Raw genomic sequence first — 19,176 nt, 5'->3', positions numbered from 1 at the left:
GCACGTCGTGTCCGTGCGGACTCCTAGACTCGGATCATGTCGCTCACGCTGGATTCGTCGCTCGAGGAGGCGCTGGGCGCCACGCCGGCGAAGTCTCTCGACAGAGCCTTCAGCATGAAGACGGTCGGCGATCTCGTGTCGCACTATCCCCGACGGTACGCGGATCCGGGCGAGCTGACCCCGATCCGTGAACTCCCTCTGGGCGAGACGGTGACGATCGTCGCCGAGGTGCTGTCCTCCAGCGCCAGGGCGATGCGCAACCGTCGTGGTGCGATGGTCGACGTCGTGATCGGCGACGGCATCGGCAAGATGTCTCTGACGTTCTTCGCGAAGAACCTGGGCGCGGCCAAGTGGCGCTCCGAGGACCTCGCGGTCGGACGTCGAGGTGTCTTCTCGGGCAAGGTCGGCGAGTTCAACGGCATGACGCAGTTCGCGCATCCCGAGTACGAGCTGTTCGACGACGAGGATGCGGCCAGACGCCGGGCGGACGCGCGCGCTGCCGTGCTGATTCCCATCTATCCCGCGACGTCGACGCTGCAGACGTGGCAGATCGCGAAGTTCATCACGCGGGCGCTCGACGGCCTCGGCAACGTGCCGGAGCCTCTCGCCCCCGATGTCCGCGCGCGGGAGGAACTTCTGACCGCCCGAGAGGCGCTCGAGCAGATTCACCGCCCGAAGACCCGCAACGACATCGATCCTGCGGTCCGCACCCTGCGGATGCACGAGGCGCTCACTCTCCAGACCGCCCTCCTGCAGCAGCGGGATGCCGTGCGGTCGCTGTCGGCGACCGCGCGTCCGTCGAAGCCCGGTGGGCTGCTCGAGCGCTTCGACGCCTCGCTGCCGTACGACCTCACGCCCGACCAGAAGACGGTCGGCGAGCAGGTGGCGAGCGACCTCGTCGCCGCCTGGCCGATGAATCGTCTCGTGCAGGGTGAGGTCGGGTCCGGCAAGACCCTCGTCGCGCTGCGTGCGATGCTCCAGGTGGCCGAGTCCGGCGGTCAGGCGGCGCTGATCGCCCCGACCGAGGTGCTCGCAGGGCAGCACCTGCGATCGATCGCGAAGATGCTCGGGCCGCAGATGTCACCGCTCGTGATGCCCACCCTGCTCACCGGTCAGATGCCGGCCGCCGAGCGTCGCAAGGCTGCGCTCCGCGTCGCCTCCGGACAGGCGCTGATCGTCGTGGGCACGCACGCGCTCCTCGGCGAGAAGACGACCTTCGCTGATCTCGGCCTCGTCGTCGTCGACGAGCAGCACCGGTTCGGAGTCGAGCAACGAGAGGCGCTCCGCGCGAAGGGGTCCAGCCCGCACGCGCTGGTTCTCACCGCGACCCCGATCCCGCGCACGGTCGCGATGACGGTGTTCGGCGATCTCGACACCTCCGTGATCCGCACGATGCCCAAGGGACGAGCCGGAATCGAGTCCTTCGTCGCTCCGCTCGCAGAGCATCCCGGCTGGTTCAATCGAGTCTGGGAGCGCGCCGCCGAGGAGATCTCTCAGGGCCGACAGGTGTTCGCGGTATGCGCGGCGATCGACACGACCAAGAAGACGGCGGAAGCGGGGGAGCAGCCCGTGATCCCGCCCGAGGGTGCGTCAGGTCCTCGCTGGGGCGTGGTGCAGCTCGATGAGGCCCTGGCGACGCACCCCCGGCTCGGGAACGTCCGACGGGCCGTGCTGCACGGTCGCATGCCGTCCGACGAGAAGGACGCCGTCATGCAGTCCTTCGCGCGCGGCGAGATCGACCTGCTGGTGGCGACGACCGTGATCGAGGTCGGCGTCGACGTCCCGAACGCCTCGACCATGATCGTTCTCGACGCCGATCGGTTCGGGGTGTCGCAGCTGCACCAGCTGAGGGGCCGTGTCGGTCGAGGAGGCGTTCCAGGGCTCTGCCTGTTGGTCACCGAAGCCGAAGAGGGGTCAGTGGCGCGCGAACGCGTGGACGCGGTGGCAGCGACTCTCGACGGATTCGCTCTCGCGGAGGTCGATCTCGAGCTCCGCGGTGAAGGTGACGTGCTCGGTGCCGCACAGGCTGGAGCTCGGTCCTCCCTGAAGCTGCTGCGGGTCGTCAAGGACTCGGGCCTGATCGTCCGAGCCCGGGAGCTCGCGGAGGGCATCCTCTCCGACGACCCGGATCTGCGGGCGAATCCCGGACTCCGCTCGGCGATCGAGCGACGCGTGAGCGACGACGACCGGGCGGCACTCGCGAAGAACTGACCGCGGCATCGCGTGCTTTAGGCTGGGGGCATGAGCAGCCGGATCGCCGTCGTCCCTGGATCGTTCGATCCGCCGACCCTGGGTCATCTCGACGTGATCCGTCGCGCAGCCAAGCTGTACGACGAACTCCACGTGCTCGTGGTGCACAACCCCGGCAAAGAGGCGCTGCTCCCGATCGCTCAGCGGATGTCGCTGCTCGAGCAGTCGATCGCTGAGGACGGGATCGGCGACAACGTCGTCGTGGGCTCCTGGAGCATGGGGCTGCTCGTGGACTACGCCCGCGACGTCGGCGCGGGAGTTCTCGTGAAGGGCATCCGTTCGCAGATCGACGTCGCGTACGAATCCCCGATGGCGATCGTCAACCGTCATCTCGCCGACATCGAGACGGTCTTCCTCCTGCCCGACCCCGCGCATGCCCTGGTCTCCAGCTCCCTGGTCCGCCAGGTGGCCGGCCTCGGCGGTGACGTGTCGCCGTTCGTGCCTCCGGCAGTCGCCTCCTTCCTCGACACCGGATCACGCGGGATCTGATTTCCGGAGGCGCCGTCTCCACACAGCGCGGAACCAGCCTCCATCCCGCAGGAGCCGGTACCATTGCCGGGTGCGTTCCCGAATGAATGGTCCCTTCGTCCTGCCCGTCCGTGACATCGTCCGCAAGCCGGGCGAGATGCGCGAGCAAGAGTTCTCGGTGACCCTCGGCGAAGGCTGGGGAGAGGGAATCGTCGCGTATGAAGCCGGTTCTGCGCTCGACCTGGACGTGCGTCTCGAGTCGGTTCACGAGGGCATCCTGGTCTCCGGAACCGCCGATGCTGAGTACTCCGGCGTATGCGGAAGATGCCTGATCGACATCACCCGGCCCGTCGAAGTCGAGTTCCAGGAGCTTTTCGCGTATCCTGGTGAGGAAGAAACTGACTTCGAGGTTCAAGACGACCACGTGGATCTTGAAACTCTAGTCAGGGATGCGGCCGTATTGGCGCTTCCATTTCAGCCGGTGTGTCAGCCGGATTGCCCCGGGCTCGACCCGGAGACGGGCGAGAGGCTGACCGCGAGCACCGGGACGGAGCAGGTGGCTCCCATCGATCCTCGGTGGAGCGCGCTCCAGCAGATCACAGACCAAGACGGTGAGGCACAGAGCCGAGCCGCCGAGAAAGAAGAGAGCTAGTCATGGCTGGTAACCCCCCGAAGCGCAAGGTATCCCGTTCGAACACCCGCTCGCGCCGCGCGCAGTGGAAGGCGGCGCCCGTCGCACTCGTCAAGACCATCGAGAACGGTCAGGTCGTCTACAGCCGTCCTCACCAGGCCAAGGTCGTCACAGACTCGCAGGGCACCGAGCTCTTCCTCGAGTACAAGGGTCGCAAGGTCGCCGACGTCTGAGTCGCGACTTCACGATTGTGACTGAGGTCCCTGGGGGACGAGACCGCTCCCAGAGAAGCTCCGCGTCGATATCGACGCGGAGCTTCTGGAGTTGGCGCTCACCCATCGCTCCTATGCCTACGAGCACGGCGGCATCCCCCATAACGAACGTCTCGAGTTCCTCGGCGACTCCGTTCTCGGACAAGCCGTGACGGTGATGCTCTTCACGACCCATCCGGGGCTGGATGAGGGGGAGTTGGCCAAGCGGCGCGCGAGCGTCGTCTCGACGGTCGCTCTCGCCGAGGTCGCGAGAGCGATCGATCTCGGCAGCCATCTGCTGCTGGGACGCGGTGAGGAACAGACGGGCGGTCGCGACAAGGACTCGATCCTCGCCGACACGATGGAAGCCGTGATCGGCGCGACGTATCTGTCAGCGGGTCCTGAGGCGGCGACCGAGCTCGTGCTCCGGCTGACCGCGCCACTCCTCGCCGACCCCGAGCGCTACGGCGCGGCGATGGATCCGAAGACGAGCCTGCAGGAGCTGGCTGCGCGAGTCGGTGCGACTCCGCCCCAGTACTCGGTGGAGGCGAGCGGCCCCGACCACGATCGTCGATTCCTCGCAACCGTGGTCGTCGGCGATCTGGCGATGACCGGCAAGGGCAGCAGCAAGAAGACGGCAGAGATGGCCGCCGCGCTCAGCGCGTGGCGACTGCTCAACGAGCGTGCCTGAGCTTCCCGAGGTCGAGGTCGTCCGGGCGGGTCTCGCTCCCGCGGTGATCGGCTCGTTCATCACGGCCGTGAGCGTGTTCGATGAACGAGCTCTCACACGGCATGCGGCCGGGCCGTCCGACTTCGTCGCGCGCCTGGAGGGACGCAGAGTCACTGCAGCCGACCGACGGGGCAAGTTCCTCTGGCTGCCGCTGGACACCGCTGATTCCGCGTTGATCGCGCACCTCGGAATGAGCGGACAGATGCTGCTGCGCGCGCCGGACGCCGAGGCGGAACGCCACGAGCGCATCCGGATCAGCATCGAGCATCCTCGGCATGGCGAGCTCGCGATCGTCTTCGCCGACCAGAGGACTTTCGGGTCGTTGGCGGTCGACGGTCTGGTGCCGGACGGACCGACGTGGATCCCGACTCAGGTCGTGCACATCGCCCGTGATCCGATAGACCCGCTGTTCGACGACGATCGCTTCCTGCGTGCACTCCGCACACGCGGCAGTGCGATCAAGCGAGTGCTGCTCGATCAGCAGACGATCAGCGGCGTGGGCAACATCTATGCGGATGAGGCGCTGTGGGCGGCGCGCATCCACCCGGCGACGCTCGCGAGTGCCCTGTCGACGCAAGCGAGCAGGCGCCTCCTCGCCGAGATCAGAGTGGTGCTCGTGAAGGCCCTTGCCGAGGGCGGCACGAGCTTCGATTCCCAGTACGTCAATGTGAACGGTCAGGCAGGATACTTCGCCCACTCGCTCAACGCGTACGGTCGAGGCGGACAGCCGTGCCCGCGCTGCGGCACTCTGATCCGCCGGGAGGCTTTCATGAACCGCTCGAGTCATTACTGTCCGCGCTGCCAGCGGCGTCGCTGAGACTCACACCATCTCGAACGACCGGGCGAGCAGCGGCCGCGTCGCTCGAGTGCTCATCCAGACGATTCCGATCCCCACGGCCAGTACGAGCGCGATCGTGAGGAGGGACTCGGGTGCCGCGACCAGGGCGATCCCCAGCAGCGGGAAGACCAGCACGCCGGCACAGGTGGCCGAGCCGATCGCGGTCACGAGGAGTGGAGACATGATCGCCCGGCGGCGTGCGCTGTCGACGATCGCGAGCGGCACGCCCAGCCGGTGCAGACTCCGGTGGAGTTCCTGCTGATCGAGAACGGCCGCGGCTTGATTGACCCCCACGGATGCCGCGACCATCAGGAATGAAGCGACGAGGGTGATGACGAGGCCGGTGCGCATGTCCGCGGCGAGGGCCGCATCCGCGGACGTCGTGTCGCCGCTGTTCATCACATTCATCAGGGAGACGCCGGTTCCTGCGAACACGGCCATGAAGCTCGCCATCGCGATGCCGCTCACCTGACGCCACGCGGCTTTGGGGGAGTCCAGCACCAGACGGGCGGCGAGCAGCCGATCTGCGTGCTCGGCCTTGCGCAGCTGACGGCCGGCGGCGACCTTCAGGACCCATGGTCCGATCACGTTGAGCACCGCCAGGGAGACGGCGAACAACAGGGCGAGGACGGCGATGGTCGCCGCGAGTCCTGCGACGGACGGGAAGACCGTGACAAGGACGAACACGAGCGCAAGAACGGAGACTGCGATGATCGCGCGGAACCAGTGCGCGGTGGAGACGGTCGTCCGCAGGCGCACGCCGAGGGGCGAGATGATCACGCGCCGGAGCCCCAGCACAGCACTCGCTGCCGCCACGAGAAGGACGCCTCCCACGACGGCGAGAACGCTGAAGGGCGAGAGCATGATCGCCTCGACGCCGAGAGCCGTGCCACGGAACGGGATGAGTCCGACGAGAGGGGTGAGGGCGAGATGGACGACGACTCCGGCGACGGCACCGGCGGCCGCGACGATCATGGATTCGATGACCGTAGCGACGCCGACGCCTAGAGGCGTCACGCCGAGAAGCCGCAGGGTCGAGAGACGCTCGTCACGACGGCGGGCTGAGAGACGGGCGGCCGCCCCGCCGAGATTCATCAGCGGGACGATGAGGAGCACGAGCGCGATCGCGGCCAATGCCTGGTACACCGGCGCGTACTCATCGGTCCAGGTCCAGAACGACTGAGCCCCGCCCACGACGGTCAGCACGAGGGCGGTGACGATGCCGAAAGCGATGAGCGGAAGCGCGAGCACCGCTTTCTCTCCCGTCCCGGCGCGAAGAAGCACAGCCAGGACGCGGGCGTTCATGCCGTCACCGCCGACGAGATGATCTGGCCGTCGCGCACGGAGACGATCCGCGAGCAGCGCGCCGCCACGTCTGCATCGTGTGTCACGACGAGCAGCGTGCGCCCTTGGCCCGTCGTCGACCACAGCAGCGCATTCATCACGTCTTGCGACGTGTGCGAGTCGAGGGCGCCGGTCGGCTCGTCGGCGAACACGAGTTCCGCACCCGTCGCCTGAGCCCGTGCGATCGCGACGCGCTGCGCCTGCCCGCCGGACAGCTCGCCGATTCGGCGGTCCTCCATCCCGGCCAGCCCGAGCGCGGCGAGCCAGGACGCCGCGTGAGCGGTGGCCTGCGCTCTCTTCACTCCGTTGATCATCGATGCGAGCGCCACGTTCTCGACCGCCGTGAGCTCCGGAATGAGCAGACCCTGCTGGAAGACGAACCCGAACCGCTCTCTCCGCAGCCGGGAACGAGCGGATTCTCCGAGTCCGGCGAGTTCCACCGCCTGACCGACCGAGGGCTGGAACGACACGGTGCCCGAGTCCGGACTGATGATGCCGGCGAGGACATGGAGGAGAGTGGTCTTGCCCGACCCGGAGGCACCCATGATGGCGACCGACTCGCCGCGGTGGATGGTGAGATCCACCCCGGCGAGTGCGCGGGTCGTTCCGTAGGACTTGGTCAGAGAGCGTGCGTCGAGGACCGTCGTGTTCATGCATCCAGCCTCGCGGCCATACCGAGACCGCTGCGTCGGCCGGGCGGATGATCCGTGGCCGGCCGCGTACACCGCTCGGATGATCTCGATCAGATCCGCTTCTGCCACGCTCCCGCATAGGAGACAGGCGCGAAACCGATCGCCTCGTTGATGCTCAACATGGGACGGTTCTCCTCTGCGTTGAACGTCGAGACTGTCGGGGTGAGCGGCATGAGCTCTCTCCAACGGAGGAGATTCGCGCACTTGACGATCGTGCCGAGACGGTGCCCGCGGTGCTCGCGAGACACCAGAGTGCCGAGCTGGTGGGTCACTCCTGCGCGGTCCGCCCCGACGAGCAGCTCGTTGTAGGCCACCATGTCTCCGCTGGGCACATGCTGCACCGCGACGATCGACAGAGCCTGACCGGCCCCCGTGAGCCGTCGCTCACGGCGCACGACACGTTCCGCATCCCACTCCTCGGCGACGAAGTCCATGTCGCCGCTCGGGGCGTCAGTAGACAGGCGAGCGAGGATCGCCGCGTACCCGTCACGGAACTCGGGCGGTGTCGGCGCCATCCACTGGAGCACCCGGTAGTCGTCGCCGGCGGCGGTCTTCGCCGATTCCAGAGCGGCCCGCAGCGGGGCGGGGTCGGAGCGCAGATCGAGCTCGCTGTTGCGTTCGACCTGCTCGAACTCGTATCCGCGGGCGACGAGAGCGTCCGACAGCGGAATCGCCGGAATGCGACCCCACCCTGTTCGCGGTGTGATCATCCGGTCCGACTCCATGGGCCTGTGCAGCGTCCAGGTCTGCACCAGGGATCGGCCGTGTGCGCGCGCCTCCGCCTCGGCGAGCGACAGGAGAGCGTCTTCGACACCGCGTCCCCATTGGCTCGCCGGCACGAGGAGGTCCGCCTCTGCGGCGTTCGCCTCCGCCTCCTGAGCGTAGGAGAGAGTGATCATGCCGACGATCTCGGTTCCGAGCCTGGCGACGAACCCGGTCTGCAGGGTATCGCTGGGATCCTGCCACGATGCGAGCATCTGCGCGGCATCGGGGGCGATGTCGGGCAGACCGACCAGCTCCTCGCAGATCTGCCTGTTGAGCTCTCCGTATGCGCGGAAGTCCGCGGCATCCTCGGCGTCCAGCGCGCGGGGGACGGCCAGAGGTGTGATCGTCAGTGTGCTGGTCGTCATGACAGCTCCTTCTTCCACGCGCCTTCATAGGCGACGGCGGTGAATCCCATCGCCTCGTTGATGGCGAGCATCGGCCGGTTCTCCTCGGCGTTGTAAGTGATCACGTCGCGTGACGCGGGAGCGATGCCTGTCCACGACAGGAACGCTTCGCACTTCACGAGTTGCCCCAGACGATGGCCGCGGTGCTCGGTGAGCACCAGGGTGTCGTGCTGGTGTGTGGTGGCGGTGGGATCCGGACCGATTCCGAGTTCGGTGAATGCGGTGAGCTCGCCTGTCGGGATGTGCTGCGCGACAGTGACCTGCATGATCTGGCCCATCTCCGCGACTCTCTTCTCCGTGGCGACCAGACGCTCTGCGTCCCAGGCCTCCTCGTCGGTCTCGAGATCGGCCGAGGGGGCGTCGGTCGACATGCGCGACTTGAGCCATGCGTAGCCGTCGACGTGCTCCGGTGGCGTCGGAAGCATCCACTGGAGCACGCGATAGTCCTGTGAGAGCGCTCGCGCGTCCTCGCGCAGCTCCTCGGCACGCTGAACCGTCTCCTGGGTGACCGCGAGGCGGCTCACCCGATAGACCTGCTCGAGGGCGAATCCGTGGCGGATGAGGAATCGTGCGACGTGATCGTCCGGAACGCTGCCGAAGCCCGTCTTCGCCTGCAGCCTGGGTCCGTCGCTGGCCGGCTGCTCCGACCAGTTCTGAATGACCTCGCGGCCGTGGAGACGGGCGAAGGCCTCGACGTGCGGCAGGATCGCGGTTCCGATCCCCTGACCCCAGACACGGGGGTGGATCTCGATCGCGGCGATCGCCACACGCGACCCCTCCTCATGAGGAATGTCGATGACTGTGCGCCCGACGATCTCGCCTCCGACGCGCACCGCCCACACGGCAGTCGTGCGCTCTTTGCGAGAGCGCAGGATCGGAAGCAGCGCCTCTGGCGTCAGATCCTGCTCGGTGCGTCCGGTGAGCTCTCGGTAGACGGCGTTGCGAACGCGGGCGAGCTCGCGGAATTCGGCGGCGTCAGCTGCATCCGCTCGTGCCGGCAGCACGAGCGGATGCAGCGACGCATCAGGGGTGAGCGGAATGCTCATGGCGATCTCCAGGTCAGCGCAGCTGACGCTGCAGGTCGTAGGTGAGCAGGGCGTAGGTCTCGCCGGGCGTGCGATCACGTCGATCGAGACGCAGCGCATCCGCTTCGGCGGCGGCGATACGACGTACCGGGCGAGGGCGCTGTGCCCTCTGGAGCAGCCAGAGGCCGATCCGGAGAGAGAGACGATCTGCCAGCGCGAGGCGCCGCAGCTCATCGGGTGCGGGGATGTGGAGGACCTGCTGGTCCTCGGTATCCGGAGGGTGGGGGATGCTGCGGTACAGCGTGGTGTTCACGATGATTCCTTCGAGATGAATGGTGGTGATGGGTGCGGCGAACGCGGCCGCAGGGCCTTCGTTGAAGGGCGGCGGTGCGCGGTGAGAGTCGAGAGCCCGGTGCGCCCGAAGGCGAGCACCGGGATCGGCGGAGAGCCGTGATCCGGAGAGGATCAGAGGGCGGAGCGCGGAGTAGAGCGGGCGAGAAGCCCCGTCACAGGTCGGAGACCGGTGGATGGTTCGGGGCAGAGTTCTCGGGCTGCGGTTCTACGAGAGAGCGCTTCGACGGACGCCGGCGGTTACCGAGTGCGCAGAGCGCGGCGCGAATGGCGCGGCGAGGCCAGTGGCCTGAGCAGTGAGCTGAGTGATCATCGGTAACCTCCTTTCGTGTGGCGATCCGGAGGTTACGGTAGCGAAACCCGGGCGTGTCCGTCAAGCATGACCGGCGTGGATCGGCGTGTCGCGCGGAATTCCGGTTCACTGCGAACCCGCGCGGGATGCCCGTTCTGAGCCGTCATTCCGGTAGCGTATGGGCGTGATTCACCCCCGAGACGCGGTACGCGCATGCATCTGAAGAGCCTGACCCTCAAGGGGTTCAAGTCCTTCGCGCAGCCGACCAGCTTCGTCTTCGAGCCGGGTGTCACCTGCATCGTCGGACCCAACGGGTCAGGAAAGTCCAACGTGGTGGACGCCCTCGCGTGGGTCATGGGCGAACAAGGGGCCAAGACGCTGCGCGGCGGCAAGATGGAAGACGTCATCTTCGCAGGCACCTCGACCCGGGGGCCGCTGGGCCGCGCCGAGGTGCAGCTGACGATCGACAACAGCGACGGAGCACTGCCGATCGAGTTCGCCGAGGTCACGATCAGCCGGACTCTGTTCCGCAACGGATCGAGCGAGTACGCGATCAACGGAGAGAACTGCCGCCTGCTCGATCTGCAGGAGCTCCTCAGCGACTCGGGGCTGGGACGCGAGATGCACGTCATCGTCGGACAGGGCCGGCTGGACACAGTGCTCCAGGCATCGCCGGAAGACCGTCGTGGCTTTATCGAAGAAGCCGCCGGCATCCTCAAGCATCGGCGGCGCAAGGAGAAGACCCTTCGCAAGCTCGATGCGATGGAGACCAACCTCACGCGATTGAGCGACCTCGCGGGTGAGATCCGCCGTCAACTGAAGCCGCTGGGACGCCAGGCCGAGATCGCGCGAGAGGCGCAGACGATCGCCGCGGTCGTCCGCGATGCCAAGGCCCGGATCTTCGCCGACGACGTCGTGGCGCTGCGCACCGCCCTGGCCGATCACACGCGCACGGAGAACGAGAGACATACCGAACGACTGGTGCTGTCCGATCAGGCGGAGGCGGTGCGGGCGAACATCGCACGGCTCGAGCAGGATCAGAACTCGGCCGCGGTGGATCAGGCGCGAAGCGTCGCCTTCGGTCTCGAGCAGGTGCAGGAGCGGATGCGCGGGCTTTACACTCTGGCCAATCAGCGGCTCGCGTTGCTCGGCTCGGACGACGATGACGCGGCCGTGACCGCCGTCACGGTCACGCAGAGCACGATCGACGAGGCGAAAGATGAGATCACCGTGATCTCCGCGGGCCTCGGTGACGCCCAGGAAGCGGCGACCGTGGCGAGCCGCGAGGTGATGCTCGCGCGCGCCGAACTCGACACTCTCGACGTCGACATCGCCGAACAGAGCGCGCTGGTGTCGGAGTACGACATGCGCATCAGTTCGCTGCGTGGCACAGCCGATGCGGCGGCGTCCGCTCTCGCTGCCGTGCGGGGTGCGGTTCTTCGACAGGAGAACGCTCTCGAGGCGGCGAACGCGCGCCGTCGTGAGGCAGCGGAAGCCCTCGAGGCGATCGCCGATGCAGAGGGGCCTGAGGGCACGGCAGCCGAGCATTCCGCAACGTACGAGAACGCGCAGCGGGCTGCGACCGCGGCCGAAGCCGAGCGGGAGACACTCCGAGAGCGGCTGCACGCGGCGGAACGCGAGGTCGACGCGCTCACCGCGAAGTCGGCGGCGCTCGGGAGCGCGCTCGCGATCTCCGGAGGAGCCGCGGAGATCGTGAAGACCGGCGGTCCGGGGATACGCGGACTCGTGGGCGACTCGGTGCAGGTCAGGAGCGGATTCGAAGCTGCCGTCGCGGCGGTGCTGGGTCCCCTCACTGAAGGCGTCCTCGTCGACGGCGCGGACGATGCGTTCGACCTCGCCGGCGACGCGTCGGAGCAGCGACGGGGAGTGGTCGATTTCGTGATCGCCGACTCCGCGCGTCCGTCGATCGAGCTACCAACCATCGATGGGGTGACCCGCGCGGTCGACACGGTCACGGCGCCGGACGGCGTCCTCGGGATCCTGTCGCACGTGGTCATCGCAGACAGCCTCGACGCAGCGCGTGCCGCGCGAGTGTCACTCGATCTCGCCGGCGACACCACCACCACGATCGTGACCACCGCCGGCGACGTCGTCACCGCTCAGACTCTGCGCACGGGTTCCGGCGGCGAACGCTCGCGCCTCGAGCTCGCCGCCGAACGAGACGCGGCGAACGACCGCCTGGCCGAAGTGCAGGTCATCGTCGACTCGCTGCGGGAGGCGCGTGAGGACGCGAACGAGTCCGTCGAGACATCCCGTCGTCTGGCGAAGGACGCGCTCCGGGCGCTCCGCGAGCACGATGCCGCGCTGGCGACGCACGCCGAGCAGGTCAACCGCATCACGGTCACCCACGAATCGGCGGTCGCCGAGTGCGAGCGACTCGAGAACGGGCTCGCGCAGGCGCAGAGCGCGGTGCAGGAGGCCGAGGCCGCGTCGGAGGCAGCCAAGGCCGAGTGGGACGCCGCTGTCGCGGCGCCGCGGCCCGTGCTCGACGCCTCAGCGCGTGACGGACTGCTCGAAGCGCTCGAGATCGCACGCGAGGGCGAGGTCAGGGCTCGCCTGGAGATCGAGACGCTGCGTGAGCGCGTGCGCGCTGCCCAGTCCCGGGTTGTCGGTCTCGAGCGGCAGCGCGAGCAGGAGCGGGACGCGGCTGCCGAGGCAGCGCGCCGGGCCGTCATCCGCCGTGCGCAGCGCGAGGCGGCATCCGGCGTCGCGCTAGAGCTCCCGCGCATCCTCGATTCGATCGATCGGTCCGTCACCGAGGCACGCGTCGCGCTGGCCGAGGCGGAGTCGGCGCGATCGGCGCAGAACCAGGAGTTGACCGCTCTGCGCGCGCAGGAGACCTCGCTCCGGGAGAGGTTGGCCGGCCTCACCGAGAGCGTCCACGGTCTCGAGCTGCAGATCCATGAGAAGAAGCTGCACCTCAACAGCCTCCTGGAGCGGGTGGCGTCGGAGCTCGCGCTCGACGAAGATATTCTCGTTGCGGAATATGGTCCCGACCAGCTCGTTCCGCGGGACCCCGCTGCGGAGCCCGCCGATGACGAGCAGCTCGACACGGCGATCCCGTTCGATCGACGGATTCAGCAGCGTCGACTGGCTGATGCGGAGCGCAAGCTCGCTCAACTCGGGCGCGTGAACCCGCTCGCGCTGGAGGAGTTCGCGGCACTCGAGCAGCGCCATGCATTCCTCACCGAACAGCTCGCCGACCTGACCCAGACCCGTCAGGATCTGCTCACGATCATCGCCGATCTCGACGAGCGGATGCAGACGATCTTCGCGAGCGCGTTCGAAGACACGAGGATCGCGTTCGGAGAGGTCTTCCCGCTGCTGTTCCCCGGCGGATCCGGAAGCATCTCGCTGACGGATCCCGAGAACATGCTCACCACGGGCATCGAGGTGTCGGTGCGTCCGGTCGGCAAGAAGATCGAGCGGCTCTCCCTGCTCTCGGGAGGTGAACGCTCCCTCGCCGCGGTCGCGCTGCTCGTCGCCATCTTCAAGGCGCGCCCGAGCCCCTTCTACATCCTCGACGAGGTCGAGGCGGCGCTCGACGACGCCAATCTCGGCCGCCTGCTCACCGTGTTCGAGCAGCTTCGCGAGAGCTCGCAGCTGCTCGTCATCACGCACCAGAAGCGAACCATGGAGATCGCGGACGCTCTCTACGGTGTGTCGATGCGTCAGGACGGCGTCTCTGCGGTCGTCGGGCAGCGCGTGGGCGACCGCGCGGCCGCCGTCTGACGGCGCTACCCGTAGGCTGGAGTCATGGCGGAGAAGTCGTGGTCCCTCACTCGCGCGCTGCGCGGGATGTTCGTCAAGCCCACTATCGACGAGACGACGTGGGAGGACCTCGAGACCGCCCTCATCACGGCTGACTTCGGTCCCGACATCAGCGAGAGGGTCGTCGAGGAGCTTCGAGAGAAGGTCGAGCGCTACCGCACGACCGATCCGCAGGATCTCCAGCGGATGCTGCGCGAGACGCTCGAGGAGCACTTCGCGAAGTTCGACACCACCCTGAAGCTCACCGAGCGACCGGCGGTCGTGCTCGTCGTGGGAGTCAACGGCGTCGGCAAGACCACGACGATCGGCAAGTTCACCAAGTTCCTCCGCGGGTTCCAGCGCAGCGTGGTGGTCGGCGCAGCCGACACGTTCCGTGCGGCGGCCGTCGATCAGCTCGCCACCTGGGCGCAGCGCGGGGAGCGGCGATCGTCCGTCCCCAGCAGGAGGGCCAGGATCCGGCATCCGTCGCCTACCAGACGATCGAGTTCGCCCAGCGTGAGGGCATCGAGATCGCGATCATCGACACGGCCGGTCGTCTGCACACCAAGGGCGGGCTGATGGATGAGCTGGGAAAGATCCGTCGGGTGATCGAGAAGCAGGCGCCGATCAGCGAGGTCCTTCTCGTGCTCGACGCCACGACCGGGCAGAACGGAGTGATGCAGGCCGAGGCCTTCCTCCAGCATGCCGGCGTCACCGGTCTCGTCCTGACCAAGCTCGACGGATCGGCGAAGGGCGGTTTCGTCCTCGCCGTGCAGGAGCGCACCGGCATCCCCGTCAAGCTCCTCGGGCAGGGCGAGGGCATCGATGATCTGACCGGATTCACCCCCCATGTCTTCGTCAAGTCGCTCGTCGGCTGACGACGGGACTACCGCCGCGAGCACGAGGCTGGTTTCATAGCGTTATGGCGATCGAACACGACTACTTCGGACTCCTGTCCTCAGGGCCCGACGGCTCGATCTTCTGGTCCGAGACGGTGGAGCTCGGTGACCAGAGCGTCACCGTCGACCTCACGGCTCCCGACCAGGACGATGTCTCTGCCGACGCGCTCGACATCGCCGCTTCGCTCATCGCGGGGATCGAGAACGTCGACGCGGTCTCGCGGCGGGGCATGCTCGCGGAGGTCGACGATCGCACGAGCGAGGTCACCGAGTACATCCTTCAGCAGCAGGAGGCGTATGGTGACGAGCTCGAAGACGTCCTCGTCGACGTGAGCGGTGACGCCGCCGTCGACATCATCCGATCGCTCCGGCTCATGAGCATGACGATCCTCGCCGACGAGCACGGTGGGTCCGAGCCCTTCGCCGTGTTGGAGTACGCGCTCGACGCCACCACCACCGACGACGTCCTGCTCGTGAACCTCGGCTCCGACGGCAGCGTGCAATCCGTGATGAGCGCGGACTGACCGTTCCCGCCTCAGTTCAGACGGCTTGGGCGAAGCCGAGGTCTGCACTCTCGGCGATGTGCGCCAGGTGCGGCGGGATCTCGCGTCCTTTCGACACCATCGACTGCGCCCACAGCCGGCCGGCGCGGTAGGACGAGCGCACGAGGGGGCCTGCGAGCACGCCGAGGAAGCCGATCCGCTCGGCCTCCTCCTTGAACTCCACGAACTCGGTCGGCTTTACCCACCGTGCGACAGGCAGGTGACGAGGAGACGGCCGCAGATACTGCGTGATGGTGATGATGTCGCAGCCGGCGTCGTGCAGGTCGTTCAGCGCCTGGACGACCTCCTCCGGTTCCTCGCCCATTCCGAGGATGAGGTTGGACTTGGTGATCAGTCCCGCGTTGCGTGCCTGGGTGATCACATCGAGCGAGCGCTCGTACCGGAATGCAGGGCGGATGCGCTTGAAGATGCGCGGCACGGTCTCGACGTTGTGGGCGAAGACCTCGGGGCGTGCGTCGAAGATCTGGCCGAGGAAGGCTGGATCGGCGTTGTGCTCGTTGGCGAGCAGCTCTACTCCGGTGTTCGGGTTGAGCTCGTGGATCTTCCGGACGGTCTCGGCATTCAGCCAGGCTCCGGTGTCCGGGAGGTCGTCGCGGGCGACGCTGGTGACCGTCGCATAGCGGAGGTTCATCCGCACGACGCTCTCGGCGACCCGGCGCGGCTCATCCGTGTCGTAGGCGTCGGGCTTGCCGGTGTCGATCTGGCAGAAGTCGCACCGACGGGTGCACTGCGACCCGCCGATGAGGAAGGTCGCCTCTCGGTCCTCCCAGCATTCGAAGATGTTCGGACACCCCGCCTCCTGGCACACGGTGTGGAGGTCCTCGCTTTTCACCAGCGAGTGGAGCGCGGTGTACTCGGGCCCCATCTTGGCCTTCGTCTTGATCCATTCCGGCTTGCGCTCGATGGGCGTCTCGGCGTTGCGGATCTCGAGGCGGAGGAGCTTGCGTCCCTCGGGTGCGGCGGTCATCTGGAGGCTCCTACACGGTCGGCGGTCGAGTAATCGGCGAGGAAGGCGGCGGACACGGAGGCGCTGATGTCGGCGGGGGAGACGTCAGCACCGACGACCTCGCTCACCGTCGTCACGCCCGCGTCGGTGATCCCGCACGGGATGATGCCGCCGAAGCCCGCGAGAGTGTTGTCGCAGTTGATCGCGAAGCCGTGCATCGTGACGCCCTGCTGCACACGCACCCCGATCGCCGCGACCTTGTCCTCCGAGAGCGGGCGGCGGACCCATACGCCGCTGCGTCCCTCGACCTGGTACCCGTCGACGCCGAGCGGACGGAGCACGTCGATCAGGATGCGCTCGAGGCGGCGGACGTGAGCGACGACGTCCATCGGCTCGGGCAGTCGGACGATCGGGTATCCCACGAGCTGGCCGGGGCCATGCCAGGTGATCTTCCCGCCGCGGTCGACGTCGATCACCGGAGTGCCGTCGTGGGGGCGCTCCTGCGGCTCGGTCCGCTTGCCGGCGGTGTACACGGCCTCATGCTCGAGGAGGATGAGCGTGTCCGGACGGGTGCCGGACACGACGTCGGCATGGATGCTGCGCTGCAGATCCCAGCCCACGGTGTACGGGACGTACGTCGGGGCGAGACCCGCCGTCAGTATCTCGAGCATGGAGACCACTCTCGTCAATAAATGGATTGCGTCTAAGAATACTCCTCCGCACTGACGGCGGCGCGCCGCAGCGACGCGCGGTAGCGTGTTGACATGAGCAGCACGAGCCGAGCAGGGCGGCCGAAGGTGTCTTCGCGGGAGACTCTCGCCGAGGCTGCCTGCGAGCTGTTCCTCGAGCAGGGATACGACGCCACCTCGGTCGCCGACATCACCCAGCGAGCCGGAGTGAGCCGCTCGAGCTTCTTCAACTACTTCTCGTCGAAGAGCGACGTGCTCTGGTCCGGTCTCGACGACCGCATCGGTCGTGCGGTCGAAGATCTGGTCGCGGTGCACGAAGATCGTGACGGCGCGCACGTCAGACGCATCCTCTCGGCTCTCGTCGACGACTTCGCACCCGACAGCCTCGCACTCGCGATCAACAACTCGTCCGCGATGGGGCTCGACGACGAACTCGAGCAGGACGCCGCACGGCGACAGGCGCGCCTGGCTGCGACCCTCGCCGATCTCGCCCGGCGCTCTGGCGTCCCCGCGCTCACCGCCGACATCGCGGCAGCGACGTGGGCCGCCGCGGTTCTCGCTGCGGTGCGAGCCTGGGCCGAGAGCGGCGCAGGTCGCGGTTCGGTCAGCGATCGATTCGCCGACGCTGTGCGCGCGATCGCGCGGTTGCCGTGGACCGCGGCAGCGAGCGCGGAGAACGGGTCAGGATTCGCGTAAACTCGGTGTCACCATGGCTACCTTTGGCACGCTCTCCGATCGGCTCACCGAGACCTTCCGCAACCTTCGCACGAAGGGAAAGCTCACTGCGGCCGACGTCGACGGCACAGTGCGCGAGATCCGGCGTGCGCTGCTCGACGCCGACGTCGCGCTCACGGTCGTCAAGGACTTCACCGCGAAGGTGCGCGAACGTGCCCTCGGCGACGAGGTCAACAAGGCACTGAACCCGGCCCAGCAGGTCGTGCAGATCGTCAACGAGGAGCTCGTGCAGATCCTCGGAGGCGAGCAGCGTCGTCTCCAGTTCGCCAAGACCGCGCCGACGGTCATCATGCTCGCAGGACTCCAGGGTTCGGGTAAGACGACGTTCGCGGGCAAGCTCGCGAAGCAGCTCGAGGGGAGGGACACACTCCTCTGCTCGTCGCGGCGGACCTCCAGCGCCCGAACGCCGTGAACCAGCTCCAGGTGGTCGCCGAGCAGGCCGGTGCCACCGTCTACGCACCCGAGCCGGGCAACGGCGTGGGCGACCCGGTCAAGGTCTCGCGTGACGGTGTCGAGCATGCGCGACGTCACCAGCACGACGTGGTCATCATCGACACCGCCGGACGCTTGGGCGTGGATGCCGAGCTCATGAAGCAGGCATCCGACATCCGCAAGGCCACCGACCCCGACGAGGTTCTCTTCGTCATCGACGCCATGATCGGCCAGGATGCGGTGAACACCGCTCGTGCGTTCCAGGAGGGTGTCGACTTCACCGGCGTCGTGCTGTCGAAGCTCGACGGAGATGCCCGCGGTGGTGCGGCGCTGTCCGTCGCCTCCGTGACCGGACGCCCGATCATCTTCGCATCGACCGGTGAGCGCCTCGAAGACCTCGAGCCGTTCCACCCCGATCGCATGGCCAGCCGGATCCTGGATCTCGGCGACATCCTCACCCTCATCGAGCAGGCCCAGCAGGCCTTCGATGAGGAAGAGGCCGTCAAGATGGCCGAGAAGCTCGCGACCGAGCAGTTCACACTCGAAGACTTCCTCGACCAGCTTCAGCAGATGAAGAAGATGGGATCGATGAAGAAGATGCTGGGAATGCTTCCCGGCATGGGGCAGATGAAGCAGCAGCTCGAGGACTTCGACGAGCGCGAGATCGATCGCACCGAGGCGATCATCCGCTCCATGACTCCCGGTGAGCGCCGCAATCCGAAGGTCCTCAACGGCTCGCGTCGCCTGCGTATCGCCCGCGGTTCGGGAATGACGGTCACGGATGTCAACCAGCTCGTCCAGCGCTTCGATCAGGCCGCGAAGATGATGAAGACCGTCGCGCGCGGTGGCACCCCCAACATCCCCGGCATGGGGTCGATGCCCGGCATGGGCAAGCCCGGCGCGTCGTCGAAGCGCGGCAAGAAGGGCAAGTCCTCCGGCGGTTCGCGTTCGGGCAACCCCGCCAAGCGCGCCGCCGAGAACGCCGGCCTCGCTCCGACGTCGACTCCGACGGGTTCGGGTTTCGGTCTCGGGGGCGCGAAGGCGCCGAGCGAAGCCGACCTCGCGGAGATCCAGAAGCTCTTCGGCAAGAGCTGAGGCGT

At 67.5% G+C, this 19,176-nt stretch carries 16 protein-coding genes and 2 pseudogenes; 11 read left to right on the top strand and 7 right to left on the bottom strand.

Annotated elements, in window-relative coordinates; genetic code table 11:
• Positions 1-36 precede the first annotated feature (36 nt).
• The 6 genes from ACZZ93_RS03260 (at position 37) to mutM (ending at position 5,147) form a co-directional block, all read left to right on the top strand.
• Positions 37-2,211 (top strand): ATP-dependent DNA helicase RecG, encoded by a 2,175-nt coding sequence (locus tag ACZZ93_RS03260; RefSeq protein ID WP_372983598.1) that lies wholly within the window; start codon positions 37-39, stop codon positions 2,209-2,211.
• A gap of 30 nt (positions 2,212-2,241) precedes the next feature.
• Positions 2,242-2,739, top strand: a complete 498-nt coding sequence (gene coaD / locus ACZZ93_RS03255) for a pantetheine-phosphate adenylyltransferase (RefSeq protein ID WP_053095905.1) — start codon at positions 2,242-2,244, stop codon at positions 2,737-2,739.
• Positions 2,740-2,821: 82 nt separating this feature from the next.
• Positions 2,822-3,370: a YceD family protein gene (locus tag ACZZ93_RS03250; protein WP_463510457.1), complete on the top strand. Its 549-nt coding sequence runs from the start codon at positions 2,822-2,824 to the stop codon at positions 3,368-3,370.
• 2 nt (positions 3,371-3,372) lie between these two features.
• Positions 3,373-3,582: a 50S ribosomal protein L32 gene (rpmF, locus tag ACZZ93_RS03245; RefSeq protein WP_017830754.1), complete on the top strand. Its 210-nt coding sequence runs from the start codon at positions 3,373-3,375 to the stop codon at positions 3,580-3,582.
• Between the two features lie 91 nt (positions 3,583-3,673).
• Positions 3,674-4,291 carry a ribonuclease III gene (rnc, locus tag ACZZ93_RS03240; protein WP_463510456.1) on the top strand — a complete coding sequence of 206 codons (618 nt, stop codon included), beginning with the start codon at positions 3,674-3,676 and terminating at the stop codon, positions 4,289-4,291.
• Entirely contained in the window at positions 4,284-5,147 is an 864-nt protein-coding gene (mutM, locus tag ACZZ93_RS03235) for a bifunctional DNA-formamidopyrimidine glycosylase/DNA-(apurinic or apyrimidinic site) lyase (RefSeq protein WP_394194176.1), read from the top strand. The genes rnc and mutM overlap by 8 nt, the downstream gene beginning before the upstream one ends.
• A gap of 3 nt (positions 5,148-5,150) precedes the next feature.
• On the opposite strand, the gene ACZZ93_RS03230 is transcribed toward mutM, so the two are convergent.
• The 5 genes from ACZZ93_RS03230 to ACZZ93_RS03210 form a co-directional block, all read right to left on the bottom strand.
• A complete protein-coding gene (locus ACZZ93_RS03230) occupies positions 5,151-6,473 on the bottom strand; it encodes an FtsX-like permease family protein (RefSeq protein ID WP_463510455.1) in 1,323 nt (440 codons plus the stop codon).
• Entirely contained in the window at positions 6,470-7,165 is a 696-nt protein-coding gene (locus tag ACZZ93_RS03225) for an ABC transporter ATP-binding protein (protein ID WP_053099093.1), read from the bottom strand. The genes ACZZ93_RS03230 and ACZZ93_RS03225 overlap by 4 nt, the downstream gene beginning before the upstream one ends.
• Before the next feature lie 89 nt (positions 7,166-7,254).
• Positions 7,255-8,334, bottom strand: a complete 1,080-nt coding sequence (locus tag ACZZ93_RS03220; protein ID WP_463510454.1) for a GNAT family N-acetyltransferase — start codon at positions 8,332-8,334, stop codon at positions 7,255-7,257.
• Positions 8,331-9,419: a GNAT family N-acetyltransferase gene (locus tag ACZZ93_RS03215; RefSeq protein ID WP_463508046.1), complete on the bottom strand. Its 1,089-nt coding sequence runs from the start codon at positions 9,417-9,419 to the stop codon at positions 8,331-8,333. Before ACZZ93_RS03215 ends, ACZZ93_RS03220 begins: the two co-directional genes overlap by 4 nt.
• A gap of 13 nt (positions 9,420-9,432) precedes the next feature.
• Positions 9,433-9,711, bottom strand: coding sequence for a hypothetical protein (locus tag ACZZ93_RS03210; RefSeq protein WP_053095916.1), 279 nt, complete (start codon positions 9,709-9,711; stop codon positions 9,433-9,435).
• Positions 9,712-10,254: 543 nt separating this feature from the next.
• Between ACZZ93_RS03210 and smc the strand changes: the two genes are divergently transcribed.
• The 3 genes and pseudogenes from smc (at position 10,255) to ACZZ93_RS03195 (ending at position 15,235) form a co-directional block, all read left to right on the top strand.
• Positions 10,255-13,794, top strand: coding sequence for a chromosome segregation protein SMC (gene smc, locus ACZZ93_RS03205; protein ID WP_463510453.1), 3,540 nt, complete (start codon positions 10,255-10,257; stop codon positions 13,792-13,794).
• Positions 13,795-13,818: 24 nt separating this feature from the next.
• Positions 13,819-14,690, top strand: a pseudogene (gene ftsY / locus ACZZ93_RS03200) (signal recognition particle-docking protein FtsY).
• A gap of 44 nt (positions 14,691-14,734) precedes the next feature.
• Entirely contained in the window at positions 14,735-15,235 is a 501-nt protein-coding gene (locus ACZZ93_RS03195; protein WP_053095921.1) for a DUF2004 domain-containing protein, read from the top strand.
• 16 nt (positions 15,236-15,251) lie between these two features.
• On the opposite strand, the gene lipA is transcribed toward ACZZ93_RS03195, so the two are convergent.
• Together lipA and lipB are read right to left on the bottom strand one after the other, a co-directional pair.
• Positions 15,252-16,241: a lipoyl synthase gene (gene lipA, locus ACZZ93_RS03190; RefSeq protein WP_053095923.1), complete on the bottom strand. Its 990-nt coding sequence runs from the start codon at positions 16,239-16,241 to the stop codon at positions 15,252-15,254.
• A complete protein-coding gene (gene lipB / locus ACZZ93_RS03185) occupies positions 16,238-16,891 on the bottom strand; it encodes a lipoyl(octanoyl) transferase LipB (protein ID WP_363522983.1) in 654 nt (217 codons plus the stop codon). Before lipB ends, lipA begins: the two co-directional genes overlap by 4 nt.
• A 93-nt stretch (positions 16,892-16,984) precedes the next feature.
• Here lipB and ACZZ93_RS03180 point away from each other — a divergent pair, with 93 nt between their 5' ends.
• Together ACZZ93_RS03180 and ffh are read left to right on the top strand one after the other, a co-directional pair.
• Complete coding sequence (locus ACZZ93_RS03180; RefSeq protein WP_463510452.1) at positions 16,985-17,605, top strand: TetR/AcrR family transcriptional regulator; 621 nt, start codon at positions 16,985-16,987, stop codon at positions 17,603-17,605.
• Between the two features lie 13 nt (positions 17,606-17,618).
• A pseudogene (gene ffh / locus ACZZ93_RS03175) lies at positions 17,619-19,171 on the top strand (signal recognition particle protein).
• Positions 19,172-19,176 lie beyond the last annotated feature (5 nt).

Source organism: Microbacterium sp. AC026, assembly GCF_979258475.1.
Note: the sequence above shows the minus strand (reverse complement) of the source record. Positions and strands in the feature narration are given on the sequence as shown.